We start from the raw sequence: 15,354 nt of genomic DNA, 5'->3' as shown, positions 1-15,354 counted from the left end.
CAGCCAGATGCAAGCCCGTTATGTCGCGCCGGTCAGCGAACTCGAACAACAGGTCGCGGCGATCTGGCAGCAAGTTCTTACCGTTGAGCGCATCGGCTTGAACGACCACTTCTTCGAACTGGGCGGGCATTCGCTGCTGGCGGTCAACGTGGTGTCGCGTATTGCCCTTGAACTGGGGCTGACGCTGACGCCGCAATTGTTATTCCAGCACCCCGTCCTGAGCGATTTTGTCGCTCACCTCGATGCCGAAGACGGGGCCATCGATGAACAGAAACTGAACAAGCTGGAAGCCCTGCTTGACGAAATGGAGGAAGTCTAATGGACAAGAGTGTTGCTTTGAGGATTGCCAAGCGCTTTATCACTCTGCCGCTGGACAAACGTAAGCTGTACCTGGCCAAGATGCTGGAAGAGGGCGTGTCCCCGGCGAACCTGCCGATCCCCGAGACCCGCTCCGGGTTTGAGGCGATCCCGCTGTCCTACGCCCAGGAACGCCAGTTGTTCCTCTGGCAGATGGACCCGCACAGCACCGCGTATCACATTCCCAGCGCCCTGCGCCTCAAGGGTCGGCTGGATGTGGCGGCATTGGAGCGCAGCTTCAACGCCCTGGTCACGCGCCACGAAAGCTTGCGTACCACCTTCGTCGAGCAGGACGAGAAGACCTGCCAGGTGATTCATCCGCAGATGCCCTTGAGCATCGCGTTGCAGGCGTTGCCCCAAGGCCTGGATGCCGCCGGCGTCGAAGCACACATCAAGGCCTTCGTCGAGAACGAAACCGCGCGCCCGTTCAATCTGCAACAAGGGCCGCTGCTACGCGTTTCGCTGCTGAAAATTGCCGAAGACGATCATGTGCTGGCGCTGATCCAGCACCACATCATCTCCGATGGCTGGTCAATGCAAGTGCTGGTCGGTGAGCTGATCAAACACTACGCCGCCGACACCAGCGGTCAGTCGCTGACCCTGCCCGAACTGGAGGTGCAATACGCCGACTACGCAATCTGGCAGCGTCACTGGCTGGAGGCCGGCGAGCGCGAGCGTCAGTTGGCCTATTGGCTGGAAACCCTGGGTGGCGAGCAACCGGTGCTGGAACTACCGATCGATCATCCACGCCCAGCGGTGCAAAGCTTTCGCGGTGCGCGCCTGGACCTGAACCTGTCGGCGAACCTCGGTGAATCCCTCAAGCAACTGGCCCAACGCGAAGGCGCGAGCCTGTTCATGGTGTTGCTGGCCTCGTTCCAGGCCTTGCTCCATCGCTACAGCGGCCAGCCGCAAATCCGCGTCGGCGTGCCGGTGGCCAACCGCAATCGGGTGGAGACGGAAGGGCTGATCGGCTTCTTCGTCAACACTCAAGTACTCAACGCCGAAGTGAACGGGCAACTGCCGTTCAGGCAGTTGCTGGCTCAGGTCAAACAGTCGGCGATGTCCGCCCAGGCCCATCAGGATTTGCCTTTCGAACAATTGATCGAAGCCCTGCAACCGGAACGCAGTCTGAGCCACAGCCCGGTGTTCCAGGTGATGTACAACCACCAGGCAGTCAACGACCAGACCCAACGCCAGAGCCAGGTGCAACTGCCGCAACTGAGCGTCGAAGACATCGTTTGGGAGGGCCGCACCGCGCAGTTTGATTTGACCCTCGGCACTTACGAGTCCAGCGCAGGCGTCGCGGCCGAACTGACCTACGCCACCGATTTGTTTGAACCTGCGACCATCGAACGCCTGGCGCGGCATTGGCAGAATTTGCTGCAAGGCATCGTCGATGAGCCGAACCAGCGCATCGGCGAACTGCCGCTGCTCGACAGCACTGAGCAAACCGCGCTGTTGCAGGATTGGCACCGCGTGGTCGAACACCGCGCGCAAGCACCGTGCGTGCAGCAGCGCATCGCCGTTCAGGCTGAACAAACGCCGGACGCGATTGCCCTGATCGTTGGCGAAGACTCCCTGACTTACGCTCAGCTCGACACCCGCGCCAACCAGCTCGCGCACAAACTGATCGAGGCGGGCGTCGGCCCGGATCGACTGGTGGGCATCGCCGTCGAACGCAGCGTGGAAATGATCGTCGGCCTGCTGGCGATCCTCAAGGCCGGCGGCGCTTACGTGCCGCTGGATCCGGCGTATCCCGAGGATCGCCTGGCCTACATGATCGAAGACAGTGGCCTCGAACTGCTGTTGACCCAATCCCATTTGCAAGCGCAGCTACCGATTCCGACCGGGCTCAACACCTTGCTGCTCGATCAGCCGCAAGCGTGGCTGGCCGCTTATCCACAGACGTGCCCAACGGTGGCGCTGAATGGCGAACACCTGGCTTACGTGATCTACACCTCGGGTTCCACTGGCAAGCCGAAAGGCGTGATGGTGCGCCATGCGGCGCTGTGCAATTTCGTTGCGAGCATGGTCAATCAACCGGGCCTCAATGCTCAGGACCGGATGCTGTCGCTGACCACGTTCTCGTTCGATATTTTCGGCCTGGAAATCTACGGTCCGCTGCTGGCCGGTGCCAGCGTGGTGCTGACCGGCAAGGACGTACACCAAGACCCGCAAGCGGTGCTCGAACTGATCGAGCGCCACGCCGTGACCGTGTTGCAAGCCACGCCTTCGACCTGGCGCATGCTGCTCGACAGCGAGCAGGTACAGATTCTGGCGGGTCGCATGTTCCTGTGTGGCGGTGAAGCGCTGCCGCAGGAACTGGCTCAGCGCATGCTCGCGCTGTCGGCCAAAGTCTGGAACCTCTACGGTCCGACCGAAACTACCATCTGGTCGGCGCTGCACCCGTTGTCCGCTGAAAACAGTCGTCCATTCCTCGGTAAACCGATCGACAACACGGCGCTGTACATCCTGGGCAGCGACCTGGAATTGAACCCGGTCGGCGCACCGGGCGAACTGCTGATCGGCGGAGAAGGCCTGGCCCGTGGCTACTTCGAGCGTCCATCGCTGACTGCCGAACGCTTCGTACCCGACCCGTTCTCGTTCAGCGGCGAACGCTTGTACCGCACCGGCGACTTGACCCGTTATCGCGCCGAAGGTGTGATCGAGTACATCGGGCGGATCGACCACCAGGTAAAAATCCGTGGTTTCCGCATCGAGCTCGGCGAGATCGAAGCATGTTTGTTGGCCCTCGACAGCGTTCGCGAAACCGTGGTGGTGGCGCAGGACGGTCCGACCGGTCCACAGTTGGTGGCTTATGTAGTTGCGGCGGTGGCGGTTGATGATGAAGCCGCACTGCGCGCCGAACTCAAGGCCAATCTCAAGGCCGAGCTGCCGGAATACATGGTGCCGGCGCACTTGTTGTTCCTCGCGCAACTGCCGCTGACCCCCAATGGCAAGGTAGATCGCAAGGCATTGCCGGCGCCTGATGCCAGTCAGTTGCAATCGACTTACATCGCCCCGCAAACCGTCACCCAGCACACCGTCGCCGAAATCTGGCAAGCGGTGCTCAAGCTGGAACAGGTCGGTTTGAGCGACAACTTCTTTGAACTCGGCGGCCACTCGCTTCTGGTGACCCAGGTAGTCTCGCGGGTGCGGCAGGCGCTGAATGTGCAAGTGCCGCTGCGCACGCTGTTCGAGCACAGCACCTTGCAGGATTTTGTTGCCGCGCTCGGCGTCGAGCAGGCTCAGCAGGAACCGCCGATTGTGGCGTTGCCGCGCTCGCAACCGATGGCGTTGTCGTATGCCCAGGAACGTCAGTGGTTCCTCTGGCAACTGGAACCGACCAGCACCGCGTATCACCTCCCGGCGGCGCTGCGACTGCGCGGGGAGCTGGACTTGTCGGCGTTGCAGCAAAGCTTCGACAGCTTGATCGCCCGTCACGAATCCTTGCGCACCTGCTTCGTTGAAGAGCAGGGGCAGACCTTGCAATTGATCCAGGCTAACGCCTCGCTGGATCTGCAAGTGCTGGCGCTCGACAGTGAACTCGACGACGCCGCACTTCAGGCCCTGGTGGCCGAAGAAACCCTGCACCTGTTCAACCTGCAACAAGGCCCGCTGCTGCGGGTCAAGCTGTTGCGCCTGGCCGCCGATGACCATGCGTTGATCATCACCCTGCACCACATCGTGTCCGATGGCTGGTCGATGGGGATCATGGTCGATGAACTGATCGCGCTGTATGCCGGTTTCAGCCAGGGCCAGACGCCGCAATTGCCGGCGCTGGCGGTGCAATACGCCGACTACGCCGTGTGGCAACGGCAGTGGATGGAGGCTGGTGAGCGTGAGCGTCAACTGGCTTACTGGACTGCGCAATTGGGCAGCGATCAACCGTTGCTGGAACTGCCGACCGACCGTCCACGCCCAACCGAGCAAAGCTATCGCGGTGCCCGTCAGGATATTCTGCTGAGCGCCGAACTGGCCGCCGGCCTCAAGCACGTGGCGCAGCAGGAAAACGTCACGCTGTTCGCGCTGTTGCTGGCCTCGTTCCAGACCTTGCTGCATCGCTACAGCGGTCAGGCCGACATCCGCGTCGGCGTGCCGGTAGCCAACCGCAATCGCCTCGAAACCGAAGGCTTGATCGGCTTCTTCGTCAACACCCAGGTGCTGAAGGCCGAGATCGACAGTCAGCAGACCTTCCGCAGCCTGTTGGCCCAAGTCAAAAACACCGTGCTTGGCGCCCAGGCCCATCAGGACCTGCCGTTTGAGCAACTGGTGGATGCGCTGCAACCGGAACGCAGCCTGAGCCACAGTCCGTTGTTCCAGGTGATGCACAACCACCAGAGTCAGGCCCGGGAAGGGCGGGGCGCGGCGCGTTTGCCGCAGATCGAAATCGAAGGCCTGAGCTGGGTCTCGCACACTGCTCAGTTCGACCTGACCCTGGACACCTTTGAGTCCGCCGATAACGTTTGGGCCGAACTGACTTACGCCACCGACCTGTTCGACGCCGCCACCATGCAGCGTCTGGCCGGGCATTGGTCGAACCTGCTGAACGCCATCGTCGCCGATTGCGGCCAACGCATCGCCGAGTTGCCGTTGCAGGACAACGCCGAACGCGAGGCCACGTTGTTGCAGTGGAACCCGACGGTGGTCGATTTCCCGAGCCAGGGTTGCCTGCATGAACTGATCGAAGCCCAGGCTTTGCGTGCGCCCGAAGCCATTGCCGTGAGCTACAACGAGCAGACCCTGAGCTACGGTGAGCTGAATACCCGCGCTAACCAATTGGCGCACAAACTGATCGACAGCGGCGTCGGCCCGGATGTGCGCGTCGGCCTCGCGGTCGAGCGCAGCCTGGAGATGCTGATCGGTCTGCTGGCGATCCTCAAGGCCGGCGGCGCCTACGTGCCGCTGGACCCGAGCTATCCCGAAGAACGCCTGGCCTACATGATCGGCGACAGCGGTATAGGCCTGCTGTTGACCCAAAGCCATCTGCTCGGTCGTCTGCCGGTGCCGGATTCGGTGCGCAGCCTGATGCTGGATCAGGATCGCGATGGCCTCGAAGGCTACAGCGATGCCAATCCGCAGGTGGTCATGAGCCCGGACAACCTGGCTTACGTGATCTACACCTCCGGTTCCACCGGCCAGCCGAAGGGCACCTTGCTCGCCCATCACAACGTGCTGCGCCTGTTCGAAGCGACCCAGGACTGGTTCAATTTCGGCCCGCAGGATGTCTGGAGCCTGTTCCACTCCTACGCGTTCGACTTCTCGGTCTGGGAAATCTTTGGCGCGCTGCTCTACGGCGGCAAATTGGTGGTGGTGCCTTACGAGACCAGCCGTTCGCCGGAAGACTTCTACGCGTTGCTGTGCCGCGAGCGCATCAGCGTGCTCAACCAGACGCCATCGGCGTTCAAGCAACTGATGCAAGTCGCTTGCGCGCCGGAACACGCCGCGCTGCAACCGTCCCTGCGTTACGTGGTGTTCGGTGGCGAGGCGCTGGAGGTCAAGAGCCTGCGTCCATGGTTCGAGCGTTTTGGCGACCAGGCCCCGCAACTGATCAACATGTATGGCATTACCGAAACCACGGTCCACGTGACCTACCGGCCGTTGACCCTGGCTGACCTGCAACGCGAAGCGAGCAGCCCGATTGGCGAGCCGATCCCGGACTTATCGTGGTACTTGCTCGACGGTGATCTGAACCCGGTCGCCAAAGGTTGCATCGGCGAACTGTACGTCGGCCGCGCCGGCCTGGCCCGGGGTTACCTGAACCGCGCCGACCTGACCTGCCTGCGCTTTATCCCCGATCCATTCGCCGCTGACGGTGGCCGCTTGTACCGCACCGGCGACCTGGCGCGTTATCGCGCTGACGGCGTGATCGAATACGTCGGTCGAATCGACCATCAGGTGAAGATTCGCGGCTTCCGCATTGAGCTCGGTGAAATCGAAGCGCAACTGCTGGAACAGAGCGTCATCGGTCAGGCGGTTGTGCTGGCGCAGCCGGGCCTCAGCGGTCAGCAACTGGTGGCGTATCTGGTGCCCAGCGATGCCGCATTGCTGGATGCCACTGCGACCGAACAAGGCCAATGGCGCGACAGCGTGCGCGCCGCACTCAAGGAAAACCTGCCGGATCACATGATCCCGGCGCACCTGTTGCTGTTGGCGCAACTGCCGTTGACCGCCAACGGTAAACTCAACCGCAACGCCTTGCCGTCCCCGGACGCCAGCCAGGCGCAGCAGGCTTATCAGGCCCCGCAAAGCGAGCTGGAGCAGCGCATCGCGGCGATTTGGCAAGACGTGCTGAAGCTGCCGCAAGTGGGCCTCAACGACAACTTCTTCGAACTCGGCGGCGATTCGATCATCTCGATTCAGGTGGTCAGCCGTGCCCGACAACTGGGCATTCGCCTGAGCCCCAAAGACCTGTTCCAGCACCAGACCGTGCAACGTCTGGCGCTGGTGGCGCAGGTCGGCGAAAACGAATCCGGCATCGATCAACAAGCAGTGAGCGGGGCGGCGTTGCTGTTGCCGATCCAGCAGCAGTTCTTCGACGATGAAATCCCTGAGCGTCACCACTGGAACCAGTCGGTACTGCTCAAGCCGCGAGTGGTGCTGGATGCGGAAACAGTCGAGCAAGTCCTGCTGGCGTTGGTGGCGCATCACGATGCGTTGCGCCTGAGTTTCACCCAACAGAACGATGCTTGGGTGGCGGAACATCAGTCGATTGAACAACTGCAGCACCCATTGCTATGGCAGGAATCGGTGGCCGATGCCGCCGCGCTCGAAGCCTTGGGCAACCGCGCGCAACGCAGTCTCGACCTGCAACAGGGTCAACTGCTGCGCGCCGTGCTGGCGACTTTCGCCGATGGCAGTCAGCGCCTGTTGCTGGTGATCCATCACCTGGCGGTGGACGGCGTGTCGTGGCGAATCCTGCTCGAAGACCTGCAAAACGCTTATCAGCAACTGCTCGACGGCCAGGCGCTGAAACTGCCGGCCAAGACCAGTGCCTTCAAGGACTGGAGCGAACACTTGCAGCGCTACGCCAACAGCCCGGCGTTGCAGCAGGAGCTGGCGTACTGGCAAGCCTGTTTGAGCGACGTCAGCACCGATCTGCCGTGCAAGCGCATTGATGCCGGCCAGCAGAATCGTCTGGCGCTGAACGTGCAGACGCGCCTGAATCAGGACCTGACCCGGCAATTGCTGCAAGAAGCCCCGGCGGCCTATCGCACTCAGGTCAACGACCTCTTGCTGACTGCACTGGCGCGGGTGATCGGTCGCTGGACCGGTCAGGAATCGACGCTGATCCAGCTCGAAGGCCATGGCCGCGAAGAGCTGTTCGACGGCGTTGACCTGACCCGCACCGTCGGTTGGTTCACCAGCCTGTTCCCGGTGCGTTTGACCCCGGCCGCCGAGCCCGGTGACTCGATCAAGCAGATCAAGGAACAACTGCGTTCGATCCCGCACAAGGGCATCGGCTTCGGCGCCCTGCGTCACCTCGGCGATGAGCAGGCGCAGCAAACCCTGCGCGCCTTGCCGAGCCCACGGATCACCTTCAACTACCTCGGCCAGTTCGACGGCAGTTTCGAGGGCGATGACGCGGCGCTGTTCACCCCGGCGCAAGACAATGCCGGGCTGGAGCAGAGCCTCGACGCGCCGATGGGCAACTGGCTGACCCTCAATGGTCAGGTGTATGGCGGCGAACTGAGTGTCGGTTGGAGCTTCAGCAGCGAGCGCTTCGACAGCGCCACCATCGAACGCCTGGCCGAGGACTACGCCGACGAACTGGCGGCGCTGATCGCGCATTGCGTGACCCCTGGCGTCCAGGGCCTGACGCCTTCGGACTTCCCGCTGGCCGGCCTGACCCAGCTGCAACTCGATAGCCTGCCGGTGGCCGCGCAGCAGATCGCCGATGTCTACCCGCTGTCGGCGATGCAGCAAGGCATGTTGTTCCACAGCCTCTACGAGCAATCGAGCGGCGATTACATCAACCAGGTCCGCCTCGACGTCGAAGGCCTCGACCCGCAGCACTTCCAGCAAGCCTGGCAAGCGGCGGTGGACAGCCACGACATCCTGCGCACCAGTTTTGTCTGGCAAGGGCAGGTGGTGCGCCCGGTGCAAGTGGTGCACAAGCAGTTGGACATGCCGTTCAGCGTGCTCGACTGGCGTGATCGCAGCGATTGGCAAGCAGCCCTCGACGAACTGGCCGTCGCTGAACAGGCGCAAGGTTTCGACCTGGCCCAAGGGCCGTTGCTGCGCATGGTCGTGGTGCGCCTCGATGATCAGCGCTGCCATTTGATCTACACCAACCATCACATCCTGATGGACGGCTGGAGCAACTCGCAGTTGCTCGGCGAAGTATTGCAACGCTACAGCGGCGAGCCGATACCGACGTTGGCCGGGCGTTATCGCGACTACATCGACTGGTTGCAACGCCAGGACGTGGCGGTCAGCGAAAGCTACTGGAAAGGTCAACTGGCCAACCTTCAGGAACCGACGCGCCTGGCCCAGGCGATCCAGCGTCAGCAAACTGATGAAAACCTCGACGGCCATGGCGAGCGTTATTGCTTCCTCAGCGCCGAGCAGACTCGGGAGTTGGGTGAGTTCGCCCGCCAACAGAAAGTCACCCTCAACACCTTGATCCAGGCCGCGTGGCTGTTGCTGTTGCAACGCCTGACCGGCCAGGACAGCGTGGCGTTCGGCGCCACCGTTTCCGGTCGTCCAAGCGAGCTTAAAGGCGTCGAGCAGCAAATCGGCCTGTTCATCAACACCCTGCCAGTCATCGCTAGCCCCCGTTCGGAACTCACCGTGGGCCAATGGTTGCAGAGTGTGCAGGCGCAGAACATCACCCTGCGCGAGCATGAACACACGCCGTTGTTCGACATCCAGCGCTGGGCCGGCAAGAGCGGCGAAGCGCTGTTCGACAACATCCTGGTGTTCGAGAACTACCCGGTGTCCGAGGCGTTGGAGCAGGGCGCGCCTTCGGAGCTGCGCTTTGGCAACGTCAACAACCACGAGCAGACCAACTACCCGCTGACCCTGGCGGTGAATGTCAGCGAGGAACTGTCGCTGCATTACAGCTACCAGCGCGCACAGTTCGCCGACTCGGTGATCGTGCAGTTGAGCCAACACCTCGACACCTTGTTGCAGCAAATGGTCCAGTCCGGCGAAGCGACCCTCGGTTCGCTGAACCTGTTGGGCATCGTCGAGCAGCAATTGATGGTCGAGCAATGGAATGCCACCGGGGTTGCCTACTCGCTGGAGCAGGGCGTGCACACCCTGATCGAAGCCCAGGCCCGACGCACGCCGGATGCTCCTGCGCTGGCGTTTGGCGCCGAGTCTTTGAGCTACGCCCAACTCAACGCCCGCGCCAACCAGTTGGCCCATGCCTTGATCGCACGCAAGGTTGGCCCGGACGTGCTGGTGGGTATCGCGGTGGAACGCAGCCTGGAAATGGTCGTCGGCCTGCTGGCGATTCTCAAGGCGGGCGGCGCCTACGTGCCGCTGGACCCGGAATACCCGCGTGATCGCTTGAGCTACATGATCGCCGACAGCGGCATCGACCAGTTGCTGACCCAGCCGCACCTGCTGGCCAGCCTGCCGATTCCCGACGGTGTGCAGACCCTGTGCCTGGAAGCGTCCGGCGCAGATTTTGCCGGGTTCCCGAGTTGCGATCCGCAGGTCAGTTACGACGCGAGCAACCTCGCTTACGTGATCTACACCTCCGGCTCGACCGGCATGCCGAAGGGCGCGGGCAACTCGCACAAAGCGCTGACCAACCGTCTGATGTGGATGCAACAGGCTTATGGGCTGGGCGCTGCCGACACGGTATTGCAGAAAACCCCATTTAGTTTCGACGTGTCGGTCTGGGAGTTCTTCTGGCCGCTGATGACCGGCGCACGTCTGGTGGTGGCCGCCCCTGGCGATCACCGCGATCCGGCGAAACTGATTGCGCTGATCAACCAGCAGCAGGTCAGCACGCTGCACTTCGTGCCGTCGATGCTGCAAGCGTTCCTGCAAGATGCCAACGTCGGCAGTTGCAGCAGCCTGACGCGCATCGTGTGCAGTGGTGAAGCGCTGCCGGTGGACGCGCCAACCCAAGTGTTCGCCAAGCTGCCGGGCGCCGGGTTGTACAACCTCTACGGCCCGACCGAAGCGGCGATCGACGTGACGCACTGGACCTGCCGCGATGAAGGTCGCGACGGCGTGCCGATCGGGCAACCGATTGCCAACCTGACCACCTACATTCTTGATAGCGGCCTTAATCCGCTGCCAATCGGCGTCGCCGGTGAGTTGTATCTCGGCGGCGTCGGTCTGGCCCGTGGTTATCATCGCCGTGCCGGGTTGAGCGCCGAGCGTTTCGTCGCCAGCCCGTTCGGTGATGGCCAGCGCCTGTACCGCACCGGTGACCTGGCGCGTTATCGCGCTGATGGCGTGATCGAGTACGTCGGGCGCATCGACCATCAGGTCAAGCTGCGTGGCCTGCGGATCGAGCTTGGGGAGATCGAAGCACGGCTGATGGAACATGCCGCCGTGCGCGAAGCGGTGGTTGTAGCTCAAGACGTATTGGGCAGCAAGCAACTGGTGGCGTACCTGGTGTCGGTCGATCCGGCCACTGTCGATGTCGCCGAATCGCTGAACGACGACCTGACCACTTGGCTGGGCGAAAGCCTGCCGGATTACATGGTCCCGGCGCACCGCGTGTGGCTGGCGCAGATGCCGCTCAGCCCCAACGGCAAACTCGACCGCAAACGTCTGCCGGCGCTGGAGTTTGCCGCTTCGCAGCAACACGTCGAACCGGCCAACGCTACCGAGCAGACGCTGGTCAACATCTGGCAAGCGGTGCTCGGCCTGGAGCGGATCAGCACCACCGATAACTTCTTTGCGTTGGGCGGCGATTCGATCATCTCGATTCAGGTGGTCAGCCGTGCGCGTCAGCAAGGGATCGAACTGAGCCCCAAAGACCTGTTCCAGCAGCCGACCATCCAGCAACTGGCCCTGCGAGCGCAAGCCACCGAAGGCACGCATCAACAACCGGTGGCGCTGATCGACATGCCGCTGCATGGCTTGAACGACGCGCAATTGGCCGCGTTGCCGTTGCCGGAAGGTCAGCTCGACGGTTTGTACCGCTTGTCACCGATGCAGCAAGGCATGCTGTTCCTCGGCTTGAACTCGCCGGACGCCGACCTCTACATCAACCAGTTGTGCATTCCGGTGCAAGGCCTGGAGCCGCTGCGGTTCAAGGCTGCCTGGGAAGCAGTGAGCTTGCGTCACGACATCCTGCGCACCGGTTTCCTCTGGCAGGACATGGCCGAGCCGCTGCAATTCGTGCTCGCCGATCCGCAATTGCCGATCAGCCTGCTCGACTGGCGCGACCAGGACAGTTCGCCCGAAGCCTTGCAGCAACTGGCCGACAGCGAACGGGCCAAGGGCTTCGACCTGGATCGTCCGCCGCTGCAACGCCTGACACTGGTGCGGGTAGGGGAGGACAGCTATCAGCTGATCTGGACCTACCACCACATCCTCATCGACGGTTGGAGTTCCTCGCAACTGATCGGCGAAGTGCTGAGCCAGTATTCCGGCCAGGCCTTGTCCGAGGCGGTGCCGTACCGTCGTTACATCAATTGGCTGCAACAACAGGATGCCAACGCCAGCGAAGGGTTCTGGCGTGAGCAACTGGCGCAGCTGGATGAGCCGACCTATCTGGCCGACGCCGTGCCGCGGGTTGGGCAGGGTCATGGTCACGAAGCGCTTTACAGCCGCCTGGGCGAAACCCGCACCGAGCAACTCAAGGCCTTCGCGCAATCCCAGCAAATCACCCTCAACACCTTGGTGCAGGGTGCGTGGCTGGTGCTGCTCAGCCGTTACAGCGGTCAGCGTTGCGTGGCGTTCGGCGCCACGGTGGCGGGGCGTCCGGCGAGTCTGCCGGCGTCGGAATCGATCCTCGGCCTGTTCATCAACACCTTGCCGGTGATCAAGGATGTGCGCGCCGAGCAAGCGGTCGGTGACTGGCTGCGCGACTTGCAGGACTTCAACCTGGAAATGCGTGAGCGCGAATATACGCCGCTCAGTGATGTGCAGCGCTGGGCCGGTCGTGCCGGGCAATCGCTGTTCGACAGCATCATCGTGTTCGAGAACCATCCTATCGACCAGGCGCTGCGCGAGTGGCGCGACGACTCGCTGAAGTTTGGCGAAACCAACAGCGCCGGCCTGACCAACTTCCCGATGGACCTGATGGTCACCCTCGAAGAAGGTTTGGTGATCGAGTACATGTTCCTGCGCGAGCATTTTGATCTGGCGACCGTGGAAGGCATCCGCAGCAACATGGAAGGCTTGCTCGCGGCGCTGACGCAGGACGCGGCGCAGCCACTGGGCCGTATCGGTTTGGTGACAGGGCAGGCGTTGCCGACGACAGCGGTCGAGACGCAAAAAGTTGCAGCGCCGGTTCACCAGCGCATCGCGCGATGGGCAGCGCCTCTTGGTGAAAAAACCGCCGTGATCTTCAACAGTCAGGCGTTCAGCTACGGCCAGATCGAGGCCCGGGCCAATCGCCTGGCCCATGCGTTGATCGCCGAAGGCGTCGGCCCGGAAGTGCGGGTTGGCGTGGCGTTGCCGCGTAGCGAAAACATGATTGTCGCGCTGCTCGCGGTGCTCAAGGCCGGTGGTGCCTATGTGCCGCTGGACGCGACTTATCCCCGTGAGCGGTTGAGCTACCTGATGCGCGACTCCGGGATCGCCTTGCTGCTCAGCGATTCGAGCCTGCGCGAGGTGCTGCCGAGTCAGGACAACTTGCACGTCATGGCCCTGGATCAACTGGACCTCGACGCGCAGCCAAGCCACGCGCCGCAAATCGACGTGCAACCGGGCAACCTCGCGTACGTGATCTACACCTCCGGCTCCACCGGGCAACCGAAGGGTGTTGGCGTGGCCCACGGGCCGCTGGCGATGCACTGCCAGGCGATCGGTCAGCGTTATGAAATGAGCGAAGCCGACTGCGAATTGCACTTTATGTCGTTCGCCTTCGACGGTGCCCATGAACGCTGGTTGACCACCCTGACCCACGGCGGGCGCTTGCTGATTCGTGACGACAGCCTGTGGACCGCCGAGCAAACCTTCACGGCGTTGCACGAGCATGGCGTCACCGTGGCGGCATTCCCGCCGGTGTACTTGCAGCAACTGGCCGAACACGCCGAGCAGCAGGGCAACCCACCGCCGGTGCGCATCTACTGCTTCGGCGGCGATGCAGTGCCAGCGGCGAGTTTCGAACTGGCCAAGCGTGCATTGAAACCGCAATACATCATCAACGGCTACGGCCCGACCGAAACCGTGGTCACGCCACTGATCTGGAAGGCCGGCGCCGAGGATGTGTGCGGCGCGGCTTACGCCCCGATTGGCAGTGTGGTCGGTGAGCGCAGCGGTTATGTGCTGGACAGCGACCTCAACCGTTTGCCGGCCGGTATCGCCGGGGAACTGTACCTCGGCGGCGCGTTGGCTCGGGGTTATCTGGGACGTTCCGCTGGAACTGCCGAGCGATTCGTGGCCAACCCGTTCAGCGCCGATGGCAGTCGCCTGTACCGCACCGGCGACCTGGTTCGCCAGCGCGAGGACGGCACCATCGATTACCTGGGGCGCATCGACCATCAAGTGAAGATTCGCGGTTTCCGCATCGAGCTGGGTGAAATCGAAGCACGCCTCAAGCAGCAACCGGGTGTGCGCGACGCCGCCGTGGTGGCTCGCGAAGGGGTCAGCGGCAAGCAACTGGTCGGTTATGTGCTGGCCAATGCCGACGCCCCGGCAAGCGGTTTGTGCGAAGGACTGCGCGAACAGCTCAAGGCCAGCCTGCCGGACTACATGGTGCCGACGCACCTGGTATTGCTGGAGCGCATGCCGCTGACGCCGAACGGCAAACTCGACCGCAAGGCCTTGCCAAGTCCTGAGGCGGATCAGCGTCAAGAGCACGTGGCGCCGTCCACCGTGTTGGAAAAAGCCTTGGCGAAAATCTGGCAGGACGTGCTGAAAATCGAGCGCGTCGGCCTGACCGACAACTTCTTCGAACTGGGCGGCGATTCGATTCTCAGCCTGCAAGTGATTGCCCGCAGCCGACCGCTGAAGGCCCAGGGCCTGAGCTTGAAACTGCGCGACTTGATGCAGAAACCGACCATCGCCGAGCTGGTGGCCAGCACTCAGGGCACCGTCGAGAAAACCTCGGGGCTGTTGGCGATGAACGCTGAAGTCAAAGGCGTCGCGCCGCTGTTCTGCATCCACGCCGGCTTCGGCACGGTGTTCGACTACGAACCGCTGGCCCGTCGCTTGAGCGGTCAACGCCAGGTGTTGGCGATCCAGTGCCGGATGCTTCTGGATCCGGCCTGGAACGATGCTTCGTTGGAAAGCATGGCCAGTGCTTACGTGGCGCAGATCCGCGAGAAACAGCCGCAGGGGCCGTATCACCTGCTGGGCTGGTCGTTGGGCGGCACATTGGCGTTGCTGATGGCGGCGCAACTGGAGGGCGAAGGCCAGCGTGTGGAGGTCGTCGGCCTGGTGGACAGCTTCGTACCGTCGGCGGCGATCAATGCCGGCGCGGTGGATGACTGGCAAGCCGATCTGCGGGACTTCTTGCGGGTGACCTTGGGCGATGCCGCGCACGGTTGGGTGATCGAGGGCGAGGAGACATCGCAAAACGTGCGGACGGTGTTGACTACGGCGATGACCGCAGCGGCTTCGACTTACGCGGCACTGGGCGCCGATGAGTTGGCCCATGTGTTCAGCGTCGCGCGGCGCCTCAAGCTGTTGTCCCTCAAGCTGGATCGCTGCACAGCGCTGAACGTCGAGCCAACCTGCTGGTGGACCCTGGGGCGTGAAGACGAAGCCGTCGAACTGGCCAATCAATTGGCGCAACCGGCGCTGGTGGGTGAATGGATCGATTGCGGGCACTTCCAGATTCCGCGCGATGAAACGTTCCTCGCCGAGGCTGAAGAAATGCTCGGCGCGATCGTTGAATCAGTAGCCCTGTAA

2 protein-coding genes (1 of these 2 only partly in view) are annotated in these 15,354 nt (G+C 62.7%); both read left to right on the top strand.

Annotation, left to right across the window (positions count from 1 at the left end; genetic code table 11):
* Positions 1 to 319 carry the 3' end of a non-ribosomal peptide synthetase gene (locus ACA071_RS21370; protein ID WP_497640983.1) on the top strand. 12,053 nt of this gene lie to the left of the window's left edge, so 319 of the gene's 12,372 nt are visible here — the last part of the coding sequence; its start codon lies beyond the left edge, outside the window; it ends in the stop codon at positions 317 to 319.
* A complete protein-coding gene (locus tag ACA071_RS21365; RefSeq protein WP_497640982.1) occupies positions 319 to 15,354 on the top strand; it encodes a non-ribosomal peptide synthase/polyketide synthase in 15,036 nt (5,011 codons plus the stop codon). Before ACA071_RS21370 ends, ACA071_RS21365 begins: the two co-directional genes overlap by 1 nt.

This window comes from Pseudomonas sp. LBUM1646 (genome assembly GCF_059716165.1).
The sequence above is the reverse complement of the archived record's forward strand: the minus strand, read 5'-3'. Positions and strand labels throughout refer to the sequence as shown.

Excerpts from the sequence above, each read along its gene's own strand:
- ACA071_RS21365 (WP_497640982.1), top strand. The coding sequence starts at position 319 with ATGGACAAGAGTGTTGCTTTGAGGATTGCCAAGCGCTTTATCACTCTG.